This window comes from Micromonospora cabrerizensis, from assembly GCF_022230955.1.
GTDB classification, from domain to species: domain Bacteria; phylum Actinomycetota; class Actinomycetes; order Mycobacteriales; family Micromonosporaceae; genus Micromonospora; species Micromonospora cabrerizensis.
The window spans coordinates 41,845-68,202 of record NZ_JAKKFI010000057.1 but is presented as its reverse complement, the minus strand read 5'-3'; the positions used below and the strand labels follow the sequence as shown (position 1 = coordinate 68,202).

Below are 26,358 nucleotides of genomic sequence, written 5' to 3'. Positions count from 1 at the left end.
CTCAGAGCCGTTGGGCCGACGACGGGCGGGCTCAGTCGAGGACGGACTCGCCGCCGGGATAGGCGAACGACGCGCGCGGTGAGTAGAAGCCCCAGACGATCTCCAGCGGATCGGCCGGGCGCAGCGCGTACACCGGGTGGTCGGGTTCGAGGAACTCCAGCGACTCGACCTCGAACGGGTCGACCGGCTCGGCCACGAACGGGTAGTTGCCGCTGTGCAGCCTGCCGTCCAGCCGGGTGAGGTAGCGCAACTGGCCCTGGTTGACGGCGTCGCCGGTGCGCCCGACGCGGGCCGTCGTCCTGATCACGGGTACGCCGTCGGCCTCGGTGGTCGCGATCAGCCGATGCCCGCGTACCTCGATGGTGGTTCTTCCCGGGGTGGCCGGCACGCCCCGGGCGGCGGCGTAGGCCCGGACGGCCGGGCTGGAATTGAGGTAATGGGTCCACCAGCGACCGGGCGTGACGCCGTCGGGAGCGTCGACCCCGGAGAGATCCGGCCCGATGTACGTCAGGGAGTAGGCGCCGAAGCCCGAGGTCTGCCCGGCGTCGTCGACGACGTACTGGTTCATGAAGACCTGGTGGTTCGGTGCCGGCTCGAGCCCGTCGGGCACCAGGGCGGCCACCGCGTCGGGGTCGGCCGGCAGCCAACCGAAGTAGATCATTCTGCTGTTCACGACGAGCTGCGGAGCGACGAGTTCGGTCACGAGGGTCCTTCCGCTGGGCATCGGTCCGTAGTCGCGACGCTACGGAGCCGCCCGGCGCACGGACAACGACAGATTGCCGACATGCCTTCGTCTCCGGCGCTCCACTGCGGCGGGCGCAGGGGGCCGTCCCATCGGACGGCGCCTACTCGCAGAAGACCCGCACGGTGGCGTCGGGTGAGTCCACCTCCACGGTCATCTCGTCGAGGTGCTCCACGAGCGCCTCCAACTGCTCGGGCTTGAGCTGCGTCAGGTCGATCGGCACACCCGAGTCGCTGAGCGAGGCATTGGCCTTGACCAGGGCCTGCGGCGGGACCAGCGCCGCCAGCCGTACGCCAGCCCGCAGCAGTTGCAGTGGCACCCGCACGTTGACCCGCGACGGCTCGCCGTTGTCGGTGGCGTCCACCATCACCCGCAGGTACTTCACCTTGCCCTTCGGTCGGGCGTCGTGACCTGCCAGCGCCGGTGCCTGGTCCCGTTCGAGGGCGGCGATGAGCTGCTCCGCCTCCTCCGCGCTGATCGTGCCGGCGGCCAGCATGTCGAGGATGTCCTTGCGTTGTTCGGTCATGCGAACCTCTCCTATCGGATGGCCACGAGCACGGCCGTGCGGCCCTGCTCGATGTCGAAACGGGCGCCGGGCAGCGCGGAGATGACACGCCAACTTGCGCCGAGTGCGCGCACCACACCGATGCGGAACACGACGCAGGCCACGATCGCCGCCAGCACGACCAGGACCACGACCGGGAAGAGCACGAGCACCACGGGGAGCACCGGAACCCAGACGCGGACGGGCCGGCGATCCGGGCGGTTGACCCGGACGGTCACCAACCGGGGCATCACGTCCGGCCCTCCAGCTCGGACAGTGCCTGCTGTGCGGTGATCTCACCGCGGCGCAACCGGTCGATGATGTCGGCCCGCGGGGGCGCCGGGTCGGTTTCGACGAAGTCGAGCAGCTGCGTGATCCGGTTGAGTCGTGACTTGATCGTCGGGTAGCTCACCCCGAAGATGCGTTCCATCTCCTTGATCGAGCCGTGGCAGCGCACGAACGCTGTGACGAAGACCTGGTCCTCGATGGTGAGCTGAGCCAGTTGGGGTGGCTCGAACTCGCCCTCGATCGCGATGCCGTTGCTCGCCAGGCGCACCCGCTCGACGACGAACGGCTGCCCTCGCGTCAGGCTGGTGAGTTCCTGCCAGTCCATCGCCTGCTCGGTCATACCTCAATGTGTAGCTCAGGAAATCTTAACTTCCAAGAGGTTGATCTTAACTTTCTTAAGATGACGTCGTTCGGCGCGTGGCGGGGGAGTGACGGGATGCAGCGGGCGCACGGGCCTTGCTCCGGATGGGTGACCTGCTCGGGGCCACGCTGGCCCTGATGGCGCGGACAGCGTCGCGCCGGCTGAGGTTCGGTGTCGGCGCGTACGGTGATCGCCGAGATTGATCCACTCGCCTTCGCGGAAATCGGGGTGTCCCGGCTCCTCGGACACCCCGATTTCACCGAAACCGAGTCGATCTCCCCGCTGGCCAGGAACCCCCGCTGGCTCGGGACGCGACTCCGCGGGTCACTCGAAGAACTTGATGCTGAACCCGGTGTCGGCCGTCGGGCCGGGCACGTTGGCGCGACGGTAGGTGGTGTTGCCCCACCAGCAGAAGGTGCCGGTGTACCAGTAGCGGTTCGCCCACGAGTACGGGGTGCCCTTCGGCACGCCGTGGTACATCAGCGGGAACCTCGGCCCGGCGGGCGGGCTGGTGGCGATGTCGCCGTTGAGCAGCACGAAGCTGTGGTGGCCGGGCCCGTTCACGTGCAGGGTGGGATCCCAGCCGGCCATCATGGTGGCCCGGTTCGAGCCGAACAGGCAGCCGTTCGACTTGTACCAGTCCCACACGTACGTGGGGTCGCCGCCGGCGCGCAGCCGCAGGTCGGCCAGGCAGTACTGGTCGCTCCAGCTGCCGTTGGCGGAGTAGACGATGTGCAGCTGCCCGTTGGGGTCCCTGATCGCCTCGGGGGACTCGTTGATGAACGGGTTGCCGACGACGCGTTCCCAGCTCTCGCGGGGTTGCGAGATGACGTACCGGCCGCCGGTCGGGGTCAGCGGGTCACTCATCCGGCTGAGGTAGATGTTCTGCTCGACGTTGGTGTCCCCGGCCCAACCCGACCAGACGAACCACCGTTGCCCGTTGAAGGTGAACAGGCTGCCGTCGATGGCCCACTTGCCGTCGGGCAGCGCGAGCTGCCGCTCGGCCGTGTAGCCGCTGGCCGGCGATGCCGAGTGGATCGCGTACATCCGGTGTGCGGTGCCGCGCCCGGCCGAGAAGTAGATGTAGTAGCGACCGCCGTCGGTGACGATCTCCGGGGCCCAGACCTCGCCGAGGTTGCGGCTGTCCGTCCAGACCTGTCGCGCGGGTGCGGCGGCCAGCGCGTCGGGGGAGGCCGCCTGCCGGACGGCGATCCCGCCGTTGACCGACTGCACGGAGATGTAGGTGCCGCCGACGCGGATCACGCTCGGGTCGGCGGCCCGCAGGCTGGTCTGCCCGGCCGCCGCCGGCGCGGCGCCGACCAGGGACAGGCCGATGGCGAGCACGGCGGTCAGCACGATGGAGAGGAGTCGCGGAAGGGTTCGGTTGCCGATGTTCACGATCGGGATTCCTCTCCTCGAACTGGTCGGGCCTGAGGTCGGCCCCGGTCCGGTCGGATCCGGTCGTGCGGCCAGGGCGGCAACGATCGATGCTCATAGATTAGGGCAGGAGTCGCCGGGCCACAGCGTTGGCTGCCAGGCCTGAGCCGGCCCCGGGTGCTGCCGAGGCTGCCGGGTCCTCCCGCGAGCATCCCTGCGCTAGCGTCTGGCCCCATGGAATCCGTGGACGTGGCCCTGGCCGTCGTGTGCGCCGTGGCCAACCTGGCCATGGCCGCCGTGCTGCTCGTCAAGGGCCGTGGCCGCACGGCGGTGCCCAGGATGTTCGGCCGCCCGCAGCCGCTTCCGCGTCTGCGGGCGGCAATGCACGCCTGCCTCGGGATGGGGCTGGGCGTCGGCTGGCTCGTCAAGGACGTCTTCCCACCCCACTCCACAGCTGACACGGTGCTGTTCAACGTGGTGATGGTCCTGCTGGTGGCCGGTGTCGTCACCGCACTGCTGGGCGCCTTCCGGCACCCACGGTCCCTCCCGAACGAGGCCGCCCGCTGAAGCGGTGGTCAGGCCGAGGCACCCCGGCGTGACCAACGGACCCACTCGTCGATCATGGAGTTGCGGTGCCGGCCTGGGGATGGATTGCGGCTGTTGTGGAGCACCACAACTCCATGATCGACCGGGGGATTGGGGCGGTTGGCGGGCCTGACGCCGGGCGAGCGCGTCGCGTGCGGGCGAAGGCGGTCGGTGCTGGCGGCGCGAAGAAGATCCACAGTTGTGGGACGGTTTGGCGGCGCGTTTCCGGTCAACGTGGACGCCGGTCAGGCCGATGAGGCCTCACCGCCTCAGGTGCTCATGCCCGCGAGGACTCGCGCAGAGCGTCGCGCGTCCACTCTGCGAAGGTCGTGAGGGGGATGCCGAGGGCTCGCGCGTACTCCGGGCGGGCCGGTTGCGTGAACACGTTGCGCTGTTCGTGGGAGACGCCGGCCCACTCCGGCATCCCTGCGGCGATGGCCTCCTCCTCGGTCATGTCCGGCGCGGTCAGCTCGGTGCCCAGAGCGTCGGAGAGAGCCTTGGCGATCTCCGTCATCGTCAGGAAGTCGCTCGCCAGTTCCAGCTCGACCCGGTGGAAACGGTCGGGCTCGGCGATGGCCGCGGCGGCCGCGCGGCCGATGTCGTCGGTCGCGACGAGGCAGAGCGACGTCTGGGGTTTGATGACGGTCGCCAGGCCGTTGGTGACGCCACGGGGGATCAGGTATGCCATCGAGGGCAGGAAGTTGTCCATGAAGAAGCACGGCTTGATGAGCGTCCAGTACGGGAAGCCCGCCTCGCGTACCCGGTCCTGGATGCCGGCCTTGGTGGCGTAGTAGGGCGCCATGGCCGCCCACCGGCCCTCGGCCCAGCCGGGCGTCTCGGTGTGCTGGCCGGCGCCGCTCACGGAGGTGTGCACGAACTGCGGCACCTCGGCGGCCAACGCTGCTTCGATCAGGTTGACGGCCTGGGCCAGCTCGCCGTCGAAGTCGATGCTGTTGCCGGTCATCGCGGGCATCTGCACCGAGAAGACGGCCCGGGCTCCCTGCGCGGCCGTGACCAGCGAGTCGCGATCGTCGAGGTCGCCGGTGACGAGTTCGGCGCCGAGCGCCTCGATCGCCCTCGCCCGGTCGGTTGCGGGATCACGAATCAGGGCCCGGACGGGTACGCCGGCCGCGAGCAGGGCGCGGGCCGTGGCGCCGCCCTGCCTCCCGGTGGCACCGGTGACCAGGACGGGGGCGATATTGGTGGACATCAGGAGTCTCCTGTCGCGGATCAGGCATTAAACGGCGGGGCCCGCCGTTTGCACTCCGCTAAGATATGGCGGACCCCGCCACTTAGCAACCCCGAGGTGACGCCATGCACACCCAGCGAGCGGACGCCCGGCGCAACTACGCGCGGCTGCTGGCCGTGGCGGAGCAGGAGATCGCCACGCACGGCGCCGACGCGTCCCTGGAGCAGATCGCCCGCGTCGCCGGAGTCGGCTCCGCCACCGTGCGTCGGCACTTCCCGAGCCGCCACGCACTGCTGGACGCGGTCTTTCACGGCCTGATCGAAACCCTGTGCGACCAGGCCCGAGCGCTGGAGGGCGCGGCCGATGCGCGGGTCGCGCTGCTGGAGTGGCTGGAGACCGTCACCGGGTACGCCGCCACCATGAGGGGGCTGGCCATGACCATGACCCGCGACTGCACCACCGAGCCCACCGAGGCGCACGAGCACTGCGCCACCAATCAACTCACCGAGGCGGGCGCACCCCTCGTACGCCGGGCTGCGACGGACGGCGCGGTGGCACCGGAGGTGACCATCAGCGATCTGCTCGCGCTGATCACCGGCATAGCCCTGGCCACGGAACACAATCCGGACCCCGCCGCCGACGCCGGCCGGCTACTCGCCGTGGCGGTAGCAGGAATCAGCCCCACGCCGAGAAGAACGGCCTGACCCACGGCTCCACTCGTCGATCATGGAGTTCTGGTGCCGGCTAGCGGATGGATTACGGCTTTTGCGGAGCACCACACTCCTTGATGGACCGGGGGTTGGGTCGTCAGCGGGTCTGACGCCGGGCGAGCGCGTCGCGTGCGGCGAACGCGACCAGTGCTAGCGGCACGAAGACCCACAGTTGTAGGACGGTGTAGCGGCGCAGTTCCTCAGCGGTGTGGACGCCGGTCAACTCTGCGTCGAGGGCGCCGGGCCGCATCAGCGTGATCGCGTGCAGGGACAGCGGCGCGTAGTTGAGCCCTGCCCCGGTCAACCACACGCCGATCGCCCGGCTGCCGAGGCCGTCTGACGATGCCAGCAACCAGACGCCCAGCGCCACCATGGCAACCACGCCGACCAGGAACTCGACCAGGATGATGCGCCGTCGGCGGGTGGTCCCTCGTGTGCCGTACATGTCGACGGCCGCCAGGCGACGAACGTTCATCGACCGATGATGACACCGGTGGGCAACGTCCACGGTCAGGCCGAAGGGCCGTCCGAGCGACGCTCCGCCTACCGCTCGTTGCGTGGCTGGCCGGCCGGGGGCGCGGTGAACTGGGTGACGAGGAAGTCGAGTCGTGCGTCCTGACTGGCCGGGGGGATGCGACCGCTGTCGGACAGGACTGCCATGCCGTGCAACGCGCTCCAGGTCACCTCGGCGATCAGTTCGCGGCGCTCGTCGGCCGGGTCGAAGCAGTTGACGAACTCGTCGAAGCCCGCCCGCAGCGCAGGCGGTGTCTCGGGGCTCCCGAAGCTCAGGTTGGTGGGCAGGACGAACATGGCCTGGTAGAGGGCGGGCCGTTCGGTGGCGAAGTCCAGGTAGGCGCGGCAGACGGCGCGCAGGGCCTGCCCCGGCTCGGGTGCGGCCAGACGTGCGCGGCGAAGGTGGGTGGCGAGTTCGCCGAAGCCGTCGATGGCGACGGCGCTCACGATCGCGTCCTTGCCGTTGAAGTGGCTGTACAGCACCGGCTGGCTGTATTCGACGCGTTCGGCGAGGCGTCGCGTCGTCACCGCCTCCCAGCCCTCGGTCTCCGCGAGGTCGCGCGCGGCCGTGATGATCAGCTGGTGACGGTGGGCGCGTTCGCGTTCGCGGCGCTCGTTGATGCCGGACATGACTGCATCCTAGCAATGCTTGACTTCCTGTCACAGCTAGATCTAGCGTTGCTAGCACAACTAGCGCCGGCAACAGTTTGCTGCGGGCGCTGCCGTCACCAGGGGAGGCAACCCATGCTCAGCACCGTCGCCACCGTGCTCGCCGCACTGATCGGCGTAGGGATCATCGTCATCGGCGCACGCGTCTTCTGGGCGCCCCAGGCCGCAGCCGGCTTCGGCATCCCCGGCACCCAGACCGACGACCCGAGCTTTCAGGCCTGGCTGACCGTCAAGGGCGTGCGGGACATCGCATCGGGGCTGTTCATCTTCGTCCTGGTGATCGGAGCGACACCGGTCCTGTTGGGCTGGTTCATGCTGGCCGCCACCGTCATACCCACCGGCGACGCGCTGATCGTGCTGCGCAGCAAGGGGCCCAGGGCGATCGCGTACGGCGTCCACGCGAGCACGGCCCTGGTGATGCTGGTGATCAGCGTGCTCCTGCTCGTCGGCTGAGCGCGTGCCGGCCGAGCGCTCACAGCTGGGCGACGACCACCCTGGTGGCCTGGGCGACGAGAGCGTCGTCGGGGGCGGCGTCCTTCCGGTCGCGGCTGGACAGCACGGCGACGACGATGGGGGCGCGGTCGGGCGGCCAGATCACCGCGATGTCGTTGCGGGTCCCGTACCCTCCGGTCCCGGTCTTGTCCCCGACGACCCAGCCGGCGGGCACCCCGGCGCGGACCAGCGCCGCGCCGGTGGTGTTGGCCTTCAGCCAGCCGCACAGCACGTCGCGGTCCGCGGGCGTCAGGGCATCCCCCACGGTGTACGCCCGCAGGTCGCCCGCCAGGGCCCGCGCGGTGCTGGTGTCCCGCCGGTCGCCCGGCGTCGCCTCGTTGAGGGCGGTCTCGTAGCGGGCCGGGTCGGTGACCGTGTCGCCGATCCCGCGCAACTCCTTCTCGAACCCCTGCGGGCCGCCGAGGTGACGCAGCAGCAGGTTGCCGGCGGTGTTGTCGCTGTAGCGCACGGCGGCGTCGGCGAGGGCACGCAGGCTCATGCCCTCGGCGACGTGCTTCTCGGTGACCGGTGCGTGCGACACCAGGTCCCGCGCCGAATAGCGCACCACCCGATCCAGCTCGGCGTCGGTGGTGCCGTCCAGCACCTCGGCGGCGGCCAACGCCTTCCACGTCGAGGCGTACGCGAAGCGCTCGTCGGGTCGGTGTTCCACCGTGCGGCCGGTGCCCGTGTCGACGGCGTAGACGCCCAGTCGTGCCTGGAAGGTCTGCTCCAGCCGCCGGAACTCCTGCTCGGCGGCCGGCGACGCTGTCACCTCGGGGCTCGGCGGCGTGCTCGCTGCGGGGCTCGTTGTCGTGCGCGCCCCGGGTGCGTCGCCGGTGCCGCACCCCGCCAGCGACACCACTGTCGACGCCGTCGCCACGACCGCCGCCAGACGTCGGCCCGGGATCCTCATCGTCGTTCCTCCTCGTGTGCCGGCGAGCCGGGCAGAATCTCGACGTACCCGTCGCTGCCGTGCACGCGGATCCGCTGCCCGTCGCGGATCAGCCGGGTCGCGTCGAGCACGCTGACGACAGCCGGCAGGCCATACTCCCGTGCGATCACCGCGCCGTGCGTCATCAACCCGCCGACCTCCGTCACCAGGCCGGCGATGCCGACGAACAGCGGCGTCCAACTCGGGTCCGTGTGGGTCGTGACGAGGATGTCACCCGCTTCGAGATCAGCCTGTGCCATGTCGAGGATGACGCGGGCGCGTCCGTCGATGGTCCCGGCGGACACCGGCACACCGATCAGGGCGCCGGCCGGCACGTCGTCGCGTCGGTACGCCCCGGTGACGACCTCGCCGTCCGAGGTCAGCACCCGGGGAGGGGTGAGCGCCTGGTCCGACCGGAACGCGTCCCTGCGCTGCCGGATCAGCTCGTCGTCCACCCGGTGTGAGCGCACGACCTCGTGGAACTCCCCGAACGTGAGATAGAAGACGTCTTCCTCGTCGGTGAGCACGCCGGCGCGCACGAGGCGTTCGGCCTCGCCCAGCAGGGCCTGCTTGTAGACGAGGTAGCGGCTGACGATGCCGTACTTCGGGTACTCCCGATAGCCGACGAAGGTCCTCACCCGGTCGATCATCCGCCCGGTCTCGTCGGCCTTCTGCTGCCCGTCCGGCAGCGCCCGCAGGCGCGTCAACACCTCCTTGGCCTTCTGTCGCGCCTGCTGCTGCCCCTGCTCGAAGCGCCGCCGGGCGGCGCCCGGCTCGAAGAGCCGGACGTTGTCGAGGATCACGGGCACGAGGGTGCTGGGGCGTTCGCTCCACCGCGGCCTGGTGATGTCGATCTCGCCGACGCCGCGCATGCCGTACCGGTCGAGGTACGCCTCGATGACGGCGCGTGCCTCGGCCCCGCCCGCGAGCTTCGGCAGCTCGTCGAGGAAGCCGTCGTCCTCGACGGTGTGCAGGAACGCCACCACCTCCGGATGCGGACGGATCTCGTCGGCGACGTCGAGCAGCGCCAGGCCCATCTCCGAGGTGATGTTGCCGGGAGCGGACAGGGTGAGGGTGTCCGCGGCGTTCTTCTCGCCCAGCCACTCGTGCAACCGGTCGTTGAGCCACCAGGTGGCCTCCATGCCGGCCATGATCGCCTGCATGTTCAGCGGCTCACCGAGGATCCGCTTGTGCTCCTGGAAGGCCTCCAGCAGGAAGTCGAACAGCGCCGGACCGGTCATCGTCGCGATGTCGCGCCTCAGTGCGGCGACGGAGGCCTCGCTGCGCTCGATCAACTCGGTCACGATGGCCGGGTCGGTCTCGATCGAGGTGGACGCGCCGCCGGTCGTCGGCCGGCCGGGACCACCGTTGTCCGGGAGCGTCGGAACGAAGTCCCCGCGGTCGATCAGGGTTTCCAGCGCGTCCCTCATCAGCGGATCGTCGCGCCCCGCCATCGTCAGGAAGCCGGCGCGGCTCGCGGGGGAGGCCAGCAGCCGGGTGGCGTCGACGAACAACCTCCCCCCGGCCGCCAGCATCGGGGCCATGGCCGTCAACTGCCACATCGACAGCCCCAACGGCCTCATCGCGTCGGTCATCATCTGCTGGTGACCGACCGACAGGTAGACGTGGTTGCCCTCGTCACCGGCCGCCGGGACGGGGAACAGCGTGGTGATCGGACGGCTCTGCACGATCTGGAAGTCGTCGTCGACCAGGCACCACTCGATGTCCTGCGGGCGGCCGAAATGCGCCTCGATCCGTCGTCCGAGCCGCACCAGCCGTACGACCTGCGCGTCGGTCAGCGCCGGCTGCTCCTGCCGCTGCGGGTCGACCGCCACGTCCTGCGTACCGCCGCCCGGCAGGGCAGCGACGGCACGGTGTTTGGCGGCGACCGCCCTGGTGACGACCTTCCCGTCGCGCACCGTGAAGACGTCCGGGTTCACCAGGCCGGACACCAGGGCCTCGCCGAGACCGAAGCTCGCGTCCACGGTCGCGACCTTCCGGTTGCCCGAGACGGGGTCGGCCGTGAACAGGATTCCGGCCGCATCCGGAAAAACCATCTGCTGTACGACGACAGCCATCTCCGCCGTGCGGTGGTCGATGCCGTTGCGCAGGCGGTAGACGACGGCCCGCTCGGTGAACAGCGACGCCCAGCATCGGCTGACGTGCCGCAGGACCGCCTCCGGCCCCACCACATTCAGGTAGGTGTCCTGCTGGCCCGCGAAGGAAGCCGTGGGGGTGTCCTCTGCCGTCGCGCTGGACCGGACGGCGTAGGCGGCCTCGTCGCCGAACCGGGCGAGCGCTCGGGTGATCGCGCCTGCCAGCTCGTCCGGGATCGCGGTCGTCTCGATGCTCCGGCGGATCTCGGCGCTGAGCGTGCCGATCGCCTCCCGGTCGTCCGGGCCCAGGCGCGACAGCTGATCGAGCCGGTCGTCGATCGACGGTGTCTCCGACCTGACCCGCCGGAAGGCGGCCGTCGTCACGCAGAACCCGGCCGGCACCCGGATGCCGTCGATCCGCGACAGCCCGCCCAGGTGCGCGGCCTTGCCCCCGACGACCGCGACCTGCGTCTCGTCAACCTCTCGAAGGTCCACCAGCGGTACGAGGTCGCCGCGGTCCCCGTCCATCGACAACACACCCACGTCGTGCCCCCGTTACGTCTTGATGCTGGTCCGGCCGCAGATTCTGCGCCAGGACCAGGGTCTTGCCGCAAGCCCCCGGGTGCGATATACGTTAGAAGTGGCAGGGAGAGTTATCTCCTTGCCTTTGCTTTTTGTCGTCCTGGGCGGTGCGGTGACCCGCCTGGCCGCCGCGCACCTCGGCCGGCCCCACCACGGGCGATGACACCACGGGCGGCGCACCCGAGCCGGCCGAACAACGAGAGTCGGTCGAGTGCGGATCCGGATCGACGGCAGCGACCTCCCGGGGCGGCGCGTCGGCGCGGAGGCCGACGCGTTGCGGCTCGGCAACGTGCACGTCGGGGTCCAGCGCAAGGCCGAGGTGGTCGATCGGGTGCCGGCCGACGCGGAGACGGCGACCTGGTGCTTCGAGGTGTCCAGCCGCGAGATCGACGGGATGCTCGACGTCGGTGGCCCCTGGGTGCACGGGCGCCCCGGAGCACGGTTTCTGTATCTGAGCTGGGGCGCGGTGAGCGAGGACGGCTTCGCCATGTTCCGGCGAGCGAAGCTGATGTTCACCGACATCCCGACCGAGGTGCTGCGCGCCGCGCACGAGGGCAACGGGACTCTGGTCGGCCGGGTCGGCTTGACCGACCCCGCAGGCGGGCCAATCAGCGCGTGCGTCCGGCCGCCCGGCGTCGCCTGGACGGTGGAGTGACCGCCCGACGGTGACGTCGACGTCGACCGCGGCTCTGTCATTCGCGGTGGTCGCTGCACTACGGTGCCAGGGTGACGAGTGCTCCCCGGGAAGCCGAAGCGCGAGTCGGCCCGATCGGCGCGCTGCTCTCCCGACTGGTGTTCCTGGCCATCTGCCTCCCCGGGCCGGTCCTGTTCGCCGCCGCCGCGACGCTGGACCCGCCGCCATCGTCCACGGACTTCTGGGGCCTGATCGCCGGGGGCGTGCTGGCGACGATCGTCGGCGTCGGGTTCGGCGTCTTCGGCTGGCGGCTGGTCACCCGCTCGCGCCGCGACGCGCGTCGGCTGTCCGCGGCTGGTGTCGCCGCGACGGCGGAGATTCTCACGGTGGCCCACCACCTGGGCGGCGAGGACCCCGGCCTGGAACTCCGCCTGCGCATCAGCGGCCCCGGGTTCGCGGCGTTCGAGGCAGACACGATCCGCGCGGACGACCCGGCCCTGGTGCCCGGTGCCGTGCTGGCCGTCGTCGTGGACCCGGTCGACCGTCTCTTCGCGATCGTCTAGCGGCGGTTCACCCGTGTGCGGGGAGGCGGTTCCCTCGGTGCGGGGATCCGCCCGTTACGCCGTGCGGGCAGCGTGATCCCGGAAAGACCCGAGGGTCACCACCGATAGGGGAGTTCCCACCGTGACGCGAACGCCACCTGCGCCGAGCACGTCCGCCGAAGCAGTCGAAGCGCCCCGTACGCCGCCACCGCCGCCCTGGGCACGCCGCGCCGGTCTCGTGGCGTGGGTCGCCCCCGTACTGGGGTTCATCCCGCTGCACATCCCCTGGATCCTCGGCATCCCGATGTTCGCCAACCCCGGCCCGTTCCGCGAGTGGTACCACGGTCGCGGGCCCGGCGTCGGGGACCACCCGGTCGACGGCTTCCTGGGCCTGCCGGCCGGCGCGTTCTACCTGGGCCTGCTGTGCGCCCTCGCCGGGCTCGGCGGGGTCCTGGCGCTCGGGCTCGTCAGTGACTGGGGGGTGACGTTCCCCCGCTGGGTGCCGCGGCTGCGCGGACGCCGGGTGCCACCGTGGTTGCCGCTGACGCCGACGGTGCTGGGGTCGGCCCTGATGATCGGCTACTCGGCGACCCTGCCGTGGCAGTTCGCCGCCGAGCTGTCGCAAACCAGCGAGCAGGACATCTTCACCCCGACGGGTGTCCTGATCGGCCTCCCGCTCCTGCTGGCCTGGACGGTCGCGCTGCCACTGGCCGGATGGTCCTACTACCGCCGTACCCGTCTGCCGCGGCGCGACCGGCGGCGCTGGTCGGTGCCGTTTGCCGACCGACCGGCGCCGCCCTCCGCGTAGCTCGGTCAGGCCACCAGCGAGGCGTGCCCGTTGTCGAGGTCATAGCGGGCACCGACGACCCGCAGGGCGCCCTGGTGGACCTTCTCCGAGATGATCGTGCTGCGCGCGGAGAGTGCGTGCACCTGGGCGGCGATGTTGGCGCGGACCCCGTTCTCCACCGGGTCGCCGGGCTGGTCCAGCACCGGCTCGACGATCGGGCGCAGGGCGTCCACGATGGTGCCGATGTGACCGGGCGCCGTGCCGCCGGAGTGGATGGCGTCGATGGTGGCGGTGATCGCGCCACAGCGTTCGTGGCCGAGGACGACGATGAGCAGGCTGCCGAACTCCTCGACGGCGAACTCGACGCTGCCCAGCAGCAGGTCGTCGACGATGTTGCCGGCCACCCGGTTGTCGAACAGGTCGCCGAGCCCCTGATCGAAGAGCACCTCCGGTGCCACCCGGGAGTCCGCGCAGCCGACCGTGATGGCGAACGGGTGCTGGCCGGCGGCGAGCCGGTGCAGGTCGCTCAGGCCCTGGTGCGGGTGCCGGCCGCGGCCGGAGGTGAAGCGCCGGTTGCCGGCCTGCAGCCGACGCAGCGCCTCGGCCGGGGTGTCGACCGGGTTGTCGGCTGGCGCGGCGGCGGCAGCCGACGGGCCCGCCGACGCACCGAGTGCGACGGCGGCGGCGCTGCCGGCAGCCAGCAGGGAACGGCGGGACAGGTGTGCAGGTGCCACGGTGATCTCCCGGGAGACTAGGGGGTTGCTCCTTCCTATCAGTCGATGGCGGCCGATGGACCTACCGTGATCGACAAAAGTTGCCCGAGGCACCTGTTTGCGGCCGGGCGGGATGCCGGACGGCCCCCTCGCCTGAGCGAGAGGGCCGTCCGTCGACAACGGTGTGGAGGCGAAGCTCAGCCGCCGGCGAACGTCGTGTCGATGCCGCACTTGGCGTTCTGGTTGAGGCAGGACTTCACCAGGTCGGCGAGGCGCTCCGGCTCCCAGGCGTTCATGAAGTCACCGTGCATGGAGGACGGCTTGCCGGAGGAGAGGCTGAGCCCGTCACCGCCCAGCGACTCGTAGTTGACCATGAAGGAGAGGTCCGGCACCGCCACCGGGTACTTACCGGTGCAGACGCCGTTGACCGGGTCGCCCATGTGCGACTTGTGGTCGGGCGAGTCGATGTTCTTGCCGTCCCAGCAGTCCTTGAACACGAGCTGGAAGATCAGGTTGCCGCCGGGAGCGCACCTCGGCCAGTTGCCGTCGGCGCTGCGGCCGATCTCGGCGCTGCCCGCGCACCAGAACTGGTTGCTGCCGGCGTTCTTCGGAGTGTCCACCTGCCGCTTGGCGTCACCCTCGACCACCACCAGGCCCGGCGGGAAGGGCTTGACCGTCGACGGGTCCTTGACCCGCGAGCCGTAGTAGATGCGCATGCTCTTGATCGGGACCGGCTGGCCGTCCTTGCGCAGCTCCGGGGTCCAGTACGCGCTCTTGTCGCCCGGGGCGTTGCAGGTGTTCGCGGCGGCGAACAGCTTGTCCGTCGTCGTGAAGGCGTCGATCTTCGGACCGAAGAAGGTGTGCATGTGTGAGGCGCCCGCGAGGCCGGGCAGGACGATCGGGTCGTCCGGCGCGGAGTTGGAGACGCCGCAGTCCGTGTGGAACTCAGGGACCCGGGTGGTGCCTGGCGGCACCGCCTTGGGCTTGAGCGCGTTGAACGCGGCCAGCTCCTTGTTCCACTTGGCCTGGTCGACGGGCACCCAGCCGCCGGCGGGAGTGCTCGGCGGCACCGACGCGGACGCAGACGCCGACGGGGTGGAACTCGGCGTGGCGGACGCGGTCGGCGACGACGACGCGCTGGCCGAAGCGCTCGGCGACGTGCCCGCCGGGGGACCGAACGTGAACCAGTTGAGGTTCACGAAGTCCGACGGCGAGGTGCTCCTCATGACGGCGAAGACGGTCTGCGCGCCGGTCGGCACCGCGGGTGCCGTGGCCGTGACGGTCTTCCACTGCTGCCAACCGCCGGTCTGGGCGATCGGGAAGCTCGCCAGCAGTTGACCGTCCTGCGCGCCGAGGTGCAACTCGACAGTGCCGCCGGTGGCGTTGTGCGAGGAGACCCGGGCCGTCAGGTCGGTGCCGGTGATCGACACGTTGTCGTACCGCAGCCAGTCGCCGTTGGCCAGCCAGCCGACGTTCCGGCCGCCGCCGGTGTCGCCGGTGCCCTCGGTCTGCGCCCCGGAGTTGGCGGCGAAGGTCTCCGCCTGGACCCGGCCGGGCACGTCGACCTCTTCGGCCTGGGCGCCGGCGATGTAGATGCCACTGGCGCCGAGCGCGGCGACGACCGCGGAGGCGAGCGTGATGCGAGTGAGGCGACGACGCTTACGCGCCCGATCCGGCGGTGCGACGTGCGCGGGGGGAGTCCGCATTACCAGTGTTGTCCTTTGAGTCGGTGACAAAGCTGTTGACGAAAGGAAGTATGAGCGCACCGAGAGCTGGCAACAACTTGCGGATGAAGAATTAAGAAGGGTGGTCGGGAAGGCTGCTGGTCGCCGCATTGTCCGTACTGGATAACAGTTTTTCGGTCGTAGATTCTTAAGTCTTCTTTAAGTGCGTGAGGTGGGACTCCTGTCACCGTCGGTGCAGGCCAGCGGCGCGTACCCGGGTCTGGGGTGTCCTCATCGGTCGCGTCTTCCCGGCGATTCGGCGATTACATCTTTTGGAGATAAATCTTGCCACAATTATCTGGGCCGGCCGTTCCGGCGTGGCGGGCGGGGGCCGCCGTGTCCCCCGAGCCGACCCATTCTCGCTGGCGGATGATGTCGCAAACGACTCAGCTCCGAAGGCGCGCCTGGCGCATGGCCGACCGGTCCCGGTCGCTGCGCGCCCGACCGCGGTGGTGCCGCCTGCCGCGAGTGTTCGGATGACAAGCGGCTGGCCGCCACGGTAATATCGATCAGCCCGAATGGGCCGGACTTGTCCGTTTGCGGCGGAACTGAGGTGCGATGATCGCGGCCGGCGCTTACGAACCCCGTTTCCCCGAGGGGTACCGCCCCGCGGTGGGCATCATCGGCGCCGGCGGGATCGTCCGCGAGGCGCACCTCCCCACCTACCTGAAGTACGAGGTACCCATCGCCGGGATCTTCGATCCATCGGGCGACGCGATCCGGCAGACGATCGAGCGGTTTGGTCCGCTGCGCGTCTACTCCTCGGTGGAGGAACTCATCTCCGACCCGGCTGTGGAGTTCGTGGATGTCGCCACGCAGCCGGAGGACCGTCCGCAGGCGGTGATCTCGGCCCTACGGGCGGGCAAGCACGTGCTCGCGCAGAAGCCGTTCTCCCGCACCGTCGCGGAGTTGCGGGCCGTCCTGGACGTCGCCGCCAGTGGCCCAGCCGTCGTCGCCGTCAATCAGAACGCCCGGTGGGCACCTCCGTGGCGGGCCACGAGTCTGCTGATCGAACAGGGAGCCATCGGTGACGTGCGGTCGATCACCTACCTGCAGAACACCAACTTCCAGCGGATCGTCGGCACCGTCTTCGACCGGGATCCACACTTCACGATCTTCGACTTCTCGATGCACTGGTTCGACATCACGCGGTGCTGGATGGCGGACACGCCCATCCAGCACGTGCGGGCGTCGACGTTTCGGACGCCCGGCCAGCCCGAGGGCGGTACGGCATGGGGGATGTGGGCGGAGATCGCCTACGAGAACGGCGTCTGCGCCATGATCCGGGGCATCGGCGGTGCCGAACCCCCGAACACCACCCACCCGTTCTGGGTCCACGGCTCCCTCGGAACGATCCGCGGTTCGGTCAGGGGACAGGAGCATCTCGTCCTGGAGCTGGGCGACGAGTCGCACCGGGTGCCGCTCGTCGGCGGGTGGTACTACGACGGCTTCGCGGGCGCCCTGGGTGAACTGCTCAGCGCGATAGTGGAGCGCCGCGAGCCACACCACTCCCTACGACACAACCTGCTCAGTCTGCAGATGACCCTGGCGGCATGTCAGTCCGCTGAGCGCGACGGGGCGCCGGTACCCGTTCCGCCTGACGCCGGCCCGTAGCAACGCTGAGGAGTCGCATGAGGATCGGGTTCTTCGCCAATGACGATGTCGGCGTCAGAGCGGTGCAACTGACGCTCGCCTGTGAAGAGCTCGACGTGGTGTTGGTCGCGGTGCCGGAGGCCGGGCGCGAGGAGACCAACGCGCAGTTGCAGGCCATGGCCGGCGACCGACCCTTCGCCAGGATCGGCAGACGGTTGGAGCCCGGGTTCGTCCGGCACCTGCGGACGCTCGATCTCGACTACATCGTCCTGGCCTGGTGGCCCTACGTCGTGGATCGTGACGTCTTCTCCCTGCCCGCCCATGGGTGCCTCAACTTCCACCCGGGCTTCCTCCCGTACGGCAAGGGCATGAACTCGAACTTCTGGGCCGTGCGGGACGACGAGCCGTTCGGGGTGACGATCCACTTCGTCGACGAACGGCTCGACGGCGGCGACATCATCTGTCAGAGGCGGATCACCGTCGGTTGGGAGGACACCGGCCAGACTCTGCTGACCAGAGCGAAGCGTGAACTGGCAGATCTCTATCTGACCCTCCTACCCGACATCGTGCGCGGGCAGCTCACGCGCAGCCCGCAGGCCAGTACCGGCAGTTTCCACCGGCGTGTCGAGCTGGAGGCCGCCTCGGAGCTTGACCTGGACGCGCCGACGACCGCCCGGAGCCTGCTGAACCTGCTGCGGGCCCGCATGTTCACCCCGTCACGACTGACAACCCCGCCACCGGGCGCGTTGATCTTCCGAGAGGACGGCGAGACGTACGAGGTGAGTGTGAGCATCCGTCGCAGGGAGCGCGACGACCAACGATCGGACACCCGGAAGGCGTAGGACCATGAGCGACGTATCAGGTCTGTTCGCGCTGAGCAATCAGTTCAACACGGCCGCCGACGCAGGGATCGGCCCCGTCCGGGAGGTGCAGATTCGCGAACGCCTCTTCCTCGACCTGCTGTTCACCGAGGAGATCTACGTTCCGGCGACCTCGCTGCTGTGCAATCCCGCGACCAGGGGTCTGCTGCTGTCGCCCGGCGCTGCTCGCATCGCTTCCCGCCGCATCGTTCCCGTCCTCACCAGCGACACGTCGACGTTCACCGAGCTGGCCGACAAGTTGCAGGCGATCCGGTCCGCCGCGATTCCGACCGGCGGACAGTCGGTCGCCGACATCCGACGAGCAGCCGCGGACCTCGACCTGCTCTACGACCGGCACGCGACAGTGGGCGTCGACGCCGACCTCGTCGACGCCGCGAAGAACGAGATCAGTGAGCACCTGATCGAAGACCTGCAGAGCATCGTCAAGCTGCCCGCCCACTTCCACGGCGCGATAATCGAATCCGCTGCCCGGCAGTTGGACGCCACCGGGACCATACCGGGGACGTGGTGGAACGGCATACCGCGGGAGATGCCGCAGCTCAAGCTGTTCGGCACCCGAATAGCCGAACTCGGCACGATCGTCTTCGACTTCGCCTATGCGCGTACCTTGGCGTCGCCCCTGTTGGGTCATTCCTACGGTCACGATCTGACCCAGATCGGGAGGACCGTCACGCCCATCGGCGCCACCTGCCGGCTCGAAACGACACTGGAGCCGCTGGAGTCGCGGGAGATCCAGGCGAATGCGCTGTCGCTGGACACTCGCCAGTCGATCACGGCGGCGAACTTCGAGCGCCTGCTGATGGCCGGGCAGCGGGAACGGGTGAGGTATTTCGAGGCCATGCGCCGCTTCCGCGCGCACCCGACCAGCAGCACGCTGGGCGAAGCCAAGGAGCGTCTCGAGGAATACGTCGTCAGCCTCTCGCGGCATGTCGACTCAGGCGAGTTCGGCCGGTTCGCCTCCCGACACCGAACGTTGCGTTACCGGAGGTCGCAGGTCGTGGCCCTCCGGCGGGCGAACACCGTGCTCTACGCGCTCGCCGTCGCCGGCGCCTGGAACGACGTCGTCCGGGATCTCCTCACCGAGACACCATTCGGCCTGGTGATCGTCGCCGGCATCGCGACCACGGGCGCGGCCATCGGACACAAGGGAAACGAGTTGGCCGACCGGTTGGAGGGCCGGAACCGGGCCGAGTCGGCCGAGTTGGCACGAGCCCGCCCCGCGACGCTTCACGTCATTGCACCAGAGGCATAGAGCCCGCAGCGAGGAGAGCGATGAGCAAGCTCGCGATGCACGGCGGTCACCCGGTCCGAGCCCGGCCGTACCCCACCTGGCCGACGTACGCTCCGGACGACGTTCGCGCCCTGGAGGAGGTCCTGGGCGGCGACGCGTGGGGCGGGCACCCGGTTCCGCGCCCTGCGACCAGAAGGTTCACCACCGACTTCGCGCGATACCAGGGCGCGCGGCACTGCGTCCTCACCAGCAGTGGGACAACGGGTCTCGAGGTCGCGTTGCGTGCGCTCGGGATCGGTGAGGGCGACGAGGTGATCGTCCCCTGTCTGAGCTTCGTGGCCACGGCCGCGGCGGTGATCAGTGCCGGCGCGAGACCTGTCTTCGTCGACGTCGTGGCGGCGACGTCGGCCATGGATCCTGACCACGTCGCGGCCGCCGTCACCCCCCGGACCCGAGCGATCATGCCCGTCCATCTCGCGCAGCACATGGCGGACATGGACCGTCTGACGGCGATCGCCCGGAAGGGGGGAGTGGCGATCGTGGAGGACGCCGCCCAAGCCCACGGCCAGCGGTGGCGCGAGGTGGGCGCGGGCTGTTTCGGGGAGTTCGGGATCTTCAGTCACCAGGATTCGAAGGGTATGGCGGCCGGCGAGGGTGGAAGCATCCTGACCTCGGACGAGCACCTTGCCCACGCGGCCGAATCCATCGTGGACTGCGGGCGTGCCAGGGGTGGCGGCCCCTCCCTGCGAGGGGGAAACCACCGCATGACCGACCTGCAGGCCGCACTGCTGAACGGCGCGCTCACCCGATTTCCGGCGCAACGGGAGATGCGCGCAGCGGCCGCGGCGCACCTGGAGTCCACCTGCACGATCCCGGGTGTCACCATCGCACCAGCGGATCCGCGTCTGACCCGGCTGAGCTTCTCCCGTTTCTCCCTCACCATCGAGCCGGCCGAGTTCGCGGGCGCCGACGGCATGACCGTTCGTCGGGCGCTGGAAGCGGAGGGCATCCCCTGCTGGGCGCCCTACCCCTCGGTCGGGCACTACGACCTCTTCGCGCCGTGGGCGGCTTTGCTTCGTCAGAGACACGGTGCGGACGCCGTGCCAGCCGGATTCGACACGGGCGACGCGCTGTGGGCTCGCCAGATCTATCTGCGGGAGAACGTGTTCCGCGACGGCACGGAGGGCATAGTCGATCTCGTCGAGGCGTTGGCGAAGGTGCACGACGCCGCCGGCGCGTTGGGCGACCAGCCCTAGGGGCTGTTTCATAAGGGCGGCCGGCCAGTTCTTATGAAACAGCCCCTAGACGGCATCAGTCGACGCCGGTCGGCCTCACGCGCTGATCAGCTCCACCGAGATGCCCGGCGACAGCGCGCGGAGGAAGTCGGGCGCGTCGAAGATCTCGCCGGCGGACGCGACGCCGCTTGTCCTCGTCTGACCGGCGAGGATGCGCCGGACCGCCTCGACCGCCAGGGGTGCGCTGACGGCGTAGATGTCCCGGCCGGTGGCGACGACGCGCCGCCGCGTGTCACCGCGCCGCACGATGACGTCGACGGTGAACGTCTGCGCCGACCGGCCCGACTCGTCGACCGCCACCGGTGCCTGGGCGTCGGCCAGGTCGGTGGCGGCGTCGGCGGCCATGTACGTGCGGACCTCGGGGATGGCCAGGTGGCTCGGCACGGTGACGACGTCGGCCATGGTGAACTCACCGAGCACCCGCCGCCGGCCCAGCGGCGGGGGAAAGTCCCACTCCAGGCTCGGCAGGCTCTGCTCGCCGACGTGGTATTCCAACCGGCCGCCGGTGTAGCGCACCCGGCGGCCGTCGCGGCGCTCGCGGGAGACGGCGCCGGCGGCGACCGTCCCGGCCGTCGGGTGCCAGCTGCTCAGCCCGTACGCGACGTGCGCCTCGTCGGCCGACGCCCAGTCGCCCATTGCCGTGGTGACCAGCAGGTCGCCGAGCCCGCCGAAGAACGCCATCGCCGGGACCACCGCGACGCCGGCCGCCCGGGCGGGCTCGCTGAAGTGCGCGAACGTGTCGACGTTGGCCTCGATCTCGGCCGCCACGTCCACGTACGGGATGCCGGCGCGCAGCGCGGCCTCGATCACCGGGGCGGCGGTCGAGGCGAACGGGCCGGCGCAGTTGACGACCGCGTCCGCCCCGGTCAGTGCCTGGTCGAGCGAGGCCGGGTCGTCGGCCGACGCGACCCGGTACGCGAGCCCCGACGCCGCCAGTCTGCTCTCGTCGCGGCCGAGCAGCAGCGGCACGAACCCGCGCTCGCGCAACTCCGTCACCACGAACCGTCCGGTGTGCCCGTACGCCCCGAACACCGCCACCCGCTGACCCATTGCTGCCCCCTGAGAAGATCGACTGGGAACAGCCTCCCGTAGCGGCCGACGACCGACCAGTGTCGGGAACGCCATTACCCGTACAGTTTCGGACATGACCACTGTCGCGATCGCCGCCACCGACGGGATGCTGCACTTCGAGGTGGGCATGGCCTGCGAGGTCTTCGCCCGCGACCCCACCGGCCAGGCGGACCCGTGGTACGACGTGGTGGTCTGCGGCCACGGCCCGGTCCGGGTCGGGCGATTCCAGATGGAGCCCGACCACGGGCTGGACCGACTCGCTCGCGCCGACACCGTGATCATCCCGGCGGTGGAGGACGTCGACGTGGACGTGCCGCCCGACCTGCTCGACGCCGTGCGCGCCGCCCACGCGGCGGGCGCCCGAATCGTCTCCCTGTGCACCGGCGCGTTCGTGCTGGCCGCCGCCGGGGTGCTCGACGGGCTGCGCGCCACCACGCACTGGGCCCACACCGAGGCGCTGGCCGCCCGCTACCCCCGGGTGCGGGTCGACCCGGATGTGCTCTACGTCGACAACGGCACCGTGCTCGCCTCCGCCGGCAAGGCCGCCGCGATCGACCTGTGCCTGCACCTGATCCGCCGCGACCACGGCTCGACGGTCGCCAACGCGGTCGCCCGCCGCCTGGTGGTGCCGCCGCACCGCGCCGGCGGTCAGGCCCAGTACGTCACCACCCCGGTGCCCGCCCGCGACGACCACCCGCTGGCCGCCCTGTTCCCCTGGGTGCTGCAACGACTGGACCGGCCGCTCACCGTCGAGGACCTGGCCCGGCAGGCGAACATGAGCTCGCGCAACCTGGCCCGGCACTTCCGGGCGGTTACCGGCACCACCCCGCTGCTGTGGCTGTCGACCCAGCGGATCCGCCGCGCCCAGGAGCTGCTGGAGAACACCGACGACAGCATCGACGTCGTCGCCGAGGCAGCCGGCCTGGGCACCGCCACGACACTGCGCCGACACTTCCACCGCACCGTCGGCGTGCCGCCGGACGCCTACCGGCGCACCTTCCGCAGCGCCTGACGGGCATGGCACCCCCGGCCGCCCGGAGGACTGGGCGGCCTGGGGTGGTGACAGTCAGGTCAGCGGAGGCTGACTCGCTCAGACGGCGGTGCGGCCACCGTCGGCGTCCAGAATCACGCCGGTGACGAAGCGGGCCTCGTCGCTGACGAGGAACGCGATGACGGCGGCGATGTCCTCCGGATCGGCGATGAAACCCAGCGGTGCCTGGGCCGCGAGCTGTCCCAGGATCTCGCCCAGGGCTTCGGACCCCGGAGTCCGGGTCGGGCCGGGGCGCACGGAGTTCACGCGCACTCCCGCCGGGCCGAACTCGGCTGCCCAACTCCTGGTCAGCAGGTCCAGGGCAGCCTTGCTCGCGCCGTAGACGGACAGGCCCGGAAGAGCGACTTCGGCGGCGAGCGTGGAGACGTTGACGATCGCTCCACCGCCTCGTGCCGCCATGGCGGGCGCAAGCTCTGCGACCAGGTAGAACGGCGCCTTCAGGTTGGTGCCCAGTACCGCGTCGAAGGTCGATTCCTCGGTGCCCGCGGTCGGTCCGCCAGCTCCGATCGCCGCGTTGTTCACGAGGATGTCGAGGGTTCCGCCTGCGGACTCGGCGGCCTGGGTGGCCCTGGCCGCGAGGTCCACCGCGGACTGCGCGTCGCGGAGGTCGGCGGCGACGAATTCGGCCTCTCCTCCCTCGGCGCGGATCTGCTCCACCACCTGCACTCCTCGTTCGGCACTGCGTCCGGAGACGATGACACGGACACCAGCGCGAGCCAGCGTGAGTGCGGTGGCGCGGCCGATTCCGCTCGTCGAGCCGGTGACGAGAGCGGTCTTGGTTGTCATGGGAACTCCTTGCCGGATGGTCTCAGATTTGGCCTGGTGGGCGCTCCGGATACGTACAACGTACGTAAGCCTTGCTCGCGTACGCTGTACGTGTCAAGTGACATGAGGCACGTCTGCGCGGCGGAGGTTCGCCTCCGAGGTGCGCCGTCTGGACGTCCAGCCCGCACGGATGCCGTACGCCGTGCCCGTCTTCAGGGGGAGCCAACATGAGGGCCCGTTTCACCCTCACGGACATCCAGCAGCACGCGCTGGTGATCGTCGACCGGGATGGCTTGGCCGGGCTCACCATGCGCTCGCTCGCGGCGTCCCTACAAACCGGCGCCATGACCCTCTACAACTACGTCGACAGTCGGGAGGCCCTCGAGGAACTCGTGGTAGACGCCGTCTCGTCGCGCGTCCAGATACCGGAGCCAAGCGACGACTGGCTGGCCGACACGCGCGCCGTAGCCACCGCCATGTGGCGGACCTTCCGCGCACATCCGGCGGTCATCCCGCTCATACTCACCCGCCGCACCTCCTCCCGGGCGAGCCTCGCTCCGGCTGAGGCGCTCGCGGCAGCCCTCGCTCGGGGAGGTCTCGACGGGGTCGACCTGTTCGTCGCGTTCCGTGCCGTCTCCGCCTTTGTCACGGGCATCGCCCAGAACGAGCTGGCTGGTGCGCTCACGCGCGAGAAGGATCCCGCCTCCGCCGCCGGCCGCATCGAGGCGCTCGCCCAGGGTGCTCTACCGACCCTCGCCGAACTGGCCCCGGTCGGGGCTGTGTTCAGCGGCCAGGAGTTCGAGCGTGGACTCACGCTCATCCTCAACGGCATCACGCATACTCCCCGCCCGTTCAGCCCTCACGATCAGGCAGGTCGCTAGCGGCGATCCGGTTGTTGACCGGCCGAGAAACCAGGTGTCCAGGCCTGCGGATCGGGTGGCTAGGGCTGGTCGGGGCGGTGACGGGCGAACGCGTCGGCCTTACCCCAGCGGCCCGGGATGTCCAGGAGCGCGATCCGCCCGAAGGCGGCCGGCAGCGCCGGTGCCACGGCCAGGTGGTCCTCGTGCGGATCGAGGCCGAGCATGGTGCGGATGAGCAGCATGCACGCCCCGCTGGACCACGCCTGCGGGCTGCCGGCGGTCGGGTACCGGACCGGGTACCGGGTGGTGTCGCGGTCGAACCCGCCGAAGGCCTCGGGCAGCCGGCCCTCGAAGTAGGTGGCGGCGGAGAGGATGCTCTCGGCGATGCGGCCCGCCTCGTTGGTGAACCCGTACCGGCGTAGACCCCAGGCGATGAACGAGTTGTCGAACGGCCAGACCGTGCCGTTGTGATAGCCGAGCGGGTTGTAGCGGCGCTGCCCCTCGGCGAGGGTCCGCACGCCCCAACCGGAGAAGAGCGCTGGACCCATCAGGTGCTCGACAACCCGCCGGGCCCGCTCCGGCGGCACGATTCCGCTCCACAACAGGTGCCCGATGTTGGACGACAGGCTGTCGACGGGTGTGCCGTCGTGGTCGAGCGCGAGGGCGTAGTAACCCCGGTCCTCCAACCAGAAGTCCCGGTTGAAGCGGTCGTACAGCGACGCGGCCTCGCGCTCCAGCTGGTCGGCGTAGTCAGGGTCACCCCAGACGGTACGGGCCAGCCGCGCACCGCGGATCTTGGCGTCGTAGGCGTACCCCTGGGTTTCGCAGGTGGCCCTCGGGAAGCCCGGCAGCCGCCCGTCGGCGTAGGAGATGCTGTCCCAGGAGTCCTTCCAGCACTGGTTGTCCAGGCCGGTGGCGCGGTTGCGTCTCCGGTACCAGATGTAGCCCGTGGAGGTCAGGTCCGCGTACTGGTCGATCCACGCCAGGGCCGCGCGCGCGTCCTGCTCCAACTCGGTCACCAGAGCCGTGTCGCCGCTCCACCGCTCGTACTCGTCGAGCAGCACCACGAACAGTGGTGAGGCGTCCACTGTGCCGTAGTAGGGGGAGTGCGGCTGTTCCTCGAACGCGGCCGACTCCCCGTAGCGCAGCTCGTGCAGGATCCGGCCGGGGTCCTCCTCCAGCACGTCGTCGCTGCGGGCGCCCTGGAGCGACGCGAGGATCCGCAGCGTCGGTGGGGCCAGGGTCGGGGTGAAGGGCAGGGTCTGCAGGCAGGTCAGCAGGCTGTCGCGGCCGAACAGGGTCATGAACCAGGGCAACCCGGCCGCGGGTACGGCGGCGCCGCTGAGCGAGAGCGGTGCGAAGCGCAGCGCCGCCAGGTCCACCAGGCTGCGGTGGTACACCTGCTGGAGGGCAACGCTGTCGGTGTCCAGCGTCGGGGCCGCCTCGACCCAGGCCCGCAGGCTGGTGGGCAGGGTGGACTCGTCGGGCCGCTGCACCCGCAGGGCGGAGCGCAGGTCGACGCCGTCCGGGCGCAGCGCCAACATGGCAGCCTGCAACCGCGTCGACCACTGCTCACCGGGGCGCAGTCGGACCTTGAAGCGGATGCCGTCCGGGTCGAACTCGGCGGGTTCACTCGCCGTCACGACGACCTCGCGCCGGTAGGTGGCGCGCCGGTAGCCCAGGCGCAACTCGTTCGGGCCCACGTGGGTGTAGTGCGTGCCGGCCTTGTCAGCGATGTCGAACTTGATCTCGAAGATGTCGGCGAAGTCGGCCGCCACCTCCAGCCGTACGTCGAGTTCCGTGTCCTGCTCGCCGTAATTGAAGATCGTCAGCGATTCGGTCAGGTCCGGGCCGATGCGCCTGCGCCGGATGGCTGACAGGTCCGCCTCCACGTAGTCGACCGCCGCGCCCGGCACCACGAAGAACGTGACCTCGTAGTACTGGCTGTCGTCCACCGACAGCGCGGTCATGCACTCGCCGTTGACGAAGAGCATCCAGCGGGACAGGAAGCGGGTGTCGGCCGCGAACAGCCCGACCGGAGTGGCGGGGGACGACTCCACATCGCCACTGGCGTCGGACACCATGAAGGTGTTCCCGTCGATGCACGCCACGGTGCCCGCGATGTCCCTCAT

27 protein-coding genes are annotated in these 26,358 nt (G+C 70.1%); 12 read left to right on the top strand and 15 right to left on the bottom strand.

Going from position 1 to position 26,358, the window contains the following annotated elements; all coding sequences use genetic code 11:
* Positions 1-31: 31 nt before the first annotated feature.
* From LADH09A_RS12310 to LADH09A_RS12290, 5 genes are all read right to left on the bottom strand, one after another.
* Positions 32-703 carry an acetoacetate decarboxylase family protein gene (locus LADH09A_RS12310; protein WP_238645019.1) on the bottom strand — a complete coding sequence of 224 codons (672 nt, stop codon included), beginning with the start codon at positions 701-703 and terminating at the stop codon, positions 32-34.
* A gap of 142 nt (positions 704-845) precedes the next feature.
* Positions 846-1,268: an SHOCT-like domain-containing protein gene (locus tag LADH09A_RS12305; protein ID WP_238645018.1), complete on the bottom strand. Its 423-nt coding sequence runs from the start codon at positions 1,266-1,268 to the stop codon at positions 846-848.
* A gap of 11 nt (positions 1,269-1,279) precedes the next feature.
* Positions 1,280-1,537, bottom strand: coding sequence for a hypothetical protein (locus tag LADH09A_RS12300; protein WP_238645017.1), 258 nt, complete (start codon positions 1,535-1,537; stop codon positions 1,280-1,282).
* The gene (locus LADH09A_RS12295) at positions 1,537-1,914 is read right to left on the bottom strand and encodes a DUF2089 domain-containing protein (protein ID WP_238645016.1); all 378 of its coding nucleotides are present in this window, start codon (positions 1,912-1,914) and stop codon (positions 1,537-1,539) included. Before LADH09A_RS12295 ends, LADH09A_RS12300 begins: the two co-directional genes overlap by 1 nt.
* A 345-nt stretch (positions 1,915-2,259) precedes the next feature.
* A complete protein-coding gene (locus LADH09A_RS12290) occupies positions 2,260-3,333 on the bottom strand; it encodes a glycoside hydrolase family 43 protein (RefSeq protein ID WP_238645015.1) in 1,074 nt (357 codons plus the stop codon).
* Between the two features lie 213 nt (positions 3,334-3,546).
* Here LADH09A_RS12290 and LADH09A_RS12285 point away from each other — a divergent pair, with 213 nt between their 5' ends.
* Entirely contained in the window at positions 3,547-3,879 is a 333-nt protein-coding gene (locus LADH09A_RS12285; RefSeq protein ID WP_238645014.1) for a hypothetical protein, read from the top strand.
* A 295-nt stretch (positions 3,880-4,174) separates the two neighbouring features.
* Here the strand turns inward: LADH09A_RS12285 and LADH09A_RS12280 are convergent, their stop codons facing one another.
* Entirely contained in the window at positions 4,175-5,107 is a 933-nt protein-coding gene (locus LADH09A_RS12280) for an NmrA/HSCARG family protein (RefSeq protein WP_238645013.1), read from the bottom strand.
* A gap of 104 nt (positions 5,108-5,211) precedes the next feature.
* Between LADH09A_RS12280 and LADH09A_RS12275 the strand changes: the two genes are divergently transcribed.
* Complete coding sequence (locus LADH09A_RS12275) at positions 5,212-5,790, top strand: TetR/AcrR family transcriptional regulator (protein WP_238645012.1); 579 nt, start codon at positions 5,212-5,214, stop codon at positions 5,788-5,790.
* Positions 5,791-5,893: 103 nt separating this feature from the next.
* Here LADH09A_RS12275 and LADH09A_RS12270 read toward each other — a convergent pair whose 3' ends face one another.
* A complete protein-coding gene (locus LADH09A_RS12270) occupies positions 5,894-6,271 on the bottom strand; it encodes a hypothetical protein (RefSeq protein ID WP_238645011.1) in 378 nt (125 codons plus the stop codon).
* 68 nt (positions 6,272-6,339) lie between these two features.
* Positions 6,340-6,939: a TetR/AcrR family transcriptional regulator gene (locus LADH09A_RS12265; protein WP_238645010.1), complete on the bottom strand. Its 600-nt coding sequence runs from the start codon at positions 6,937-6,939 to the stop codon at positions 6,340-6,342.
* 114 nt (positions 6,940-7,053) lie between these two features.
* On the opposite strand from LADH09A_RS12265, the gene LADH09A_RS12260 reads away from it, so the two are divergent.
* Complete coding sequence (locus tag LADH09A_RS12260) at positions 7,054-7,431, top strand: DUF4267 domain-containing protein (RefSeq protein ID WP_238645009.1); 378 nt, start codon at positions 7,054-7,056, stop codon at positions 7,429-7,431.
* A gap of 19 nt (positions 7,432-7,450) precedes the next feature.
* On the opposite strand, the gene bla is transcribed toward LADH09A_RS12260, so the two are convergent.
* Both bla and rph read right to left on the bottom strand, forming a co-directional pair.
* Positions 7,451-8,383: a class A beta-lactamase gene (gene bla, locus LADH09A_RS12255; protein ID WP_238645008.1), complete on the bottom strand. Its 933-nt coding sequence runs from the start codon at positions 8,381-8,383 to the stop codon at positions 7,451-7,453.
* On the bottom strand, positions 8,380-11,025 hold the full coding sequence (rph, locus tag LADH09A_RS12250) for a rifamycin-inactivating phosphotransferase (protein ID WP_238645007.1): 2,646 nt from the start codon (positions 11,023-11,025) through the stop codon (positions 8,380-8,382). Before rph ends, bla begins: the two co-directional genes overlap by 4 nt.
* Before the next feature lie 265 nt (positions 11,026-11,290).
* Between rph and LADH09A_RS12245 the strand changes: the two genes are divergently transcribed.
* From LADH09A_RS12245 to LADH09A_RS12235, 3 genes are all read left to right on the top strand, one after another.
* Positions 11,291-11,734: a DUF5990 family protein gene (locus LADH09A_RS12245; RefSeq protein ID WP_238645006.1), complete on the top strand. Its 444-nt coding sequence runs from the start codon at positions 11,291-11,293 to the stop codon at positions 11,732-11,734.
* A gap of 71 nt (positions 11,735-11,805) precedes the next feature.
* Complete coding sequence (locus LADH09A_RS12240) at positions 11,806-12,276, top strand: hypothetical protein (protein ID WP_238645005.1); 471 nt, start codon at positions 11,806-11,808, stop codon at positions 12,274-12,276.
* Between the two features lie 121 nt (positions 12,277-12,397).
* Complete coding sequence (locus LADH09A_RS12235; protein ID WP_238645004.1) at positions 12,398-13,063, top strand: hypothetical protein; 666 nt, start codon at positions 12,398-12,400, stop codon at positions 13,061-13,063.
* 5 nt (positions 13,064-13,068) lie between these two features.
* Here the strand turns inward: LADH09A_RS12235 and LADH09A_RS12230 are convergent, their stop codons facing one another.
* Both LADH09A_RS12230 and LADH09A_RS12225 read right to left on the bottom strand, forming a co-directional pair.
* On the bottom strand, positions 13,069-13,776 hold the full coding sequence (locus LADH09A_RS12230; RefSeq protein ID WP_238645003.1) for a carbonic anhydrase: 708 nt from the start codon (positions 13,774-13,776) through the stop codon (positions 13,069-13,071).
* Positions 13,777-13,952: 176 nt separating this feature from the next.
* On the bottom strand, positions 13,953-15,461 hold the full coding sequence (locus LADH09A_RS12225; protein ID WP_238645002.1) for a DUF1996 domain-containing protein: 1,509 nt from the start codon (positions 15,459-15,461) through the stop codon (positions 13,953-13,955).
* 630 nt (positions 15,462-16,091) lie between these two features.
* Here LADH09A_RS12225 and LADH09A_RS12220 point away from each other — a divergent pair.
* The 4 genes from LADH09A_RS12220 to LADH09A_RS12205 are packed head-to-tail and all read left to right on the top strand — an operon-like array spanning position 16,092 to position 20,440.
* Positions 16,092-17,093, top strand: coding sequence for a Gfo/Idh/MocA family protein (locus tag LADH09A_RS12220; protein WP_238645001.1), 1,002 nt, complete (start codon positions 16,092-16,094; stop codon positions 17,091-17,093).
* A gap of 17 nt (positions 17,094-17,110) precedes the next feature.
* Positions 17,111-17,914: a formyltransferase family protein gene (locus LADH09A_RS12215; protein WP_238645000.1), complete on the top strand. Its 804-nt coding sequence runs from the start codon at positions 17,111-17,113 to the stop codon at positions 17,912-17,914.
* 4 nt (positions 17,915-17,918) lie between these two features.
* The gene (locus LADH09A_RS12210; protein WP_238644999.1) at positions 17,919-19,205 is read left to right on the top strand and encodes a hypothetical protein; all 1,287 of its coding nucleotides are present in this window, start codon (positions 17,919-17,921) and stop codon (positions 19,203-19,205) included.
* Positions 19,206-19,225: 20 nt separating this feature from the next.
* A complete protein-coding gene (locus tag LADH09A_RS12205) occupies positions 19,226-20,440 on the top strand; it encodes a DegT/DnrJ/EryC1/StrS family aminotransferase (RefSeq protein WP_308194541.1) in 1,215 nt (404 codons plus the stop codon).
* A gap of 75 nt (positions 20,441-20,515) precedes the next feature.
* Here the strand turns inward: LADH09A_RS12205 and LADH09A_RS12200 are convergent, their stop codons facing one another.
* Positions 20,516-21,529 (bottom strand): saccharopine dehydrogenase family protein, encoded by a 1,014-nt coding sequence (locus LADH09A_RS12200; protein WP_238644998.1) that lies wholly within the window; start codon positions 21,527-21,529, stop codon positions 20,516-20,518.
* A gap of 94 nt (positions 21,530-21,623) precedes the next feature.
* Here LADH09A_RS12200 and LADH09A_RS12195 point away from each other — a divergent pair, with 94 nt between their 5' ends.
* Entirely contained in the window at positions 21,624-22,562 is a 939-nt protein-coding gene (locus LADH09A_RS12195) for a helix-turn-helix domain-containing protein (RefSeq protein WP_238644997.1), read from the top strand.
* A 78-nt stretch (positions 22,563-22,640) separates the two neighbouring features.
* On the opposite strand, the gene LADH09A_RS12190 is transcribed toward LADH09A_RS12195, so the two are convergent.
* Positions 22,641-23,387: an SDR family NAD(P)-dependent oxidoreductase gene (locus tag LADH09A_RS12190; RefSeq protein WP_238644996.1), complete on the bottom strand. Its 747-nt coding sequence runs from the start codon at positions 23,385-23,387 to the stop codon at positions 22,641-22,643.
* A 206-nt stretch (positions 23,388-23,593) separates the two neighbouring features.
* On the opposite strand from LADH09A_RS12190, the gene LADH09A_RS12185 reads away from it, so the two are divergent.
* Complete coding sequence (locus LADH09A_RS12185; protein WP_238644995.1) at positions 23,594-24,247, top strand: TetR/AcrR family transcriptional regulator; 654 nt, start codon at positions 23,594-23,596, stop codon at positions 24,245-24,247.
* Between the two features lie 59 nt (positions 24,248-24,306).
* Here the strand turns inward: LADH09A_RS12185 and LADH09A_RS12180 are convergent, their stop codons facing one another.
* Entirely contained in the window at positions 24,307-26,358 is a 2,052-nt protein-coding gene (locus tag LADH09A_RS12180) for an amylo-alpha-1,6-glucosidase (RefSeq protein ID WP_274529404.1), read from the bottom strand.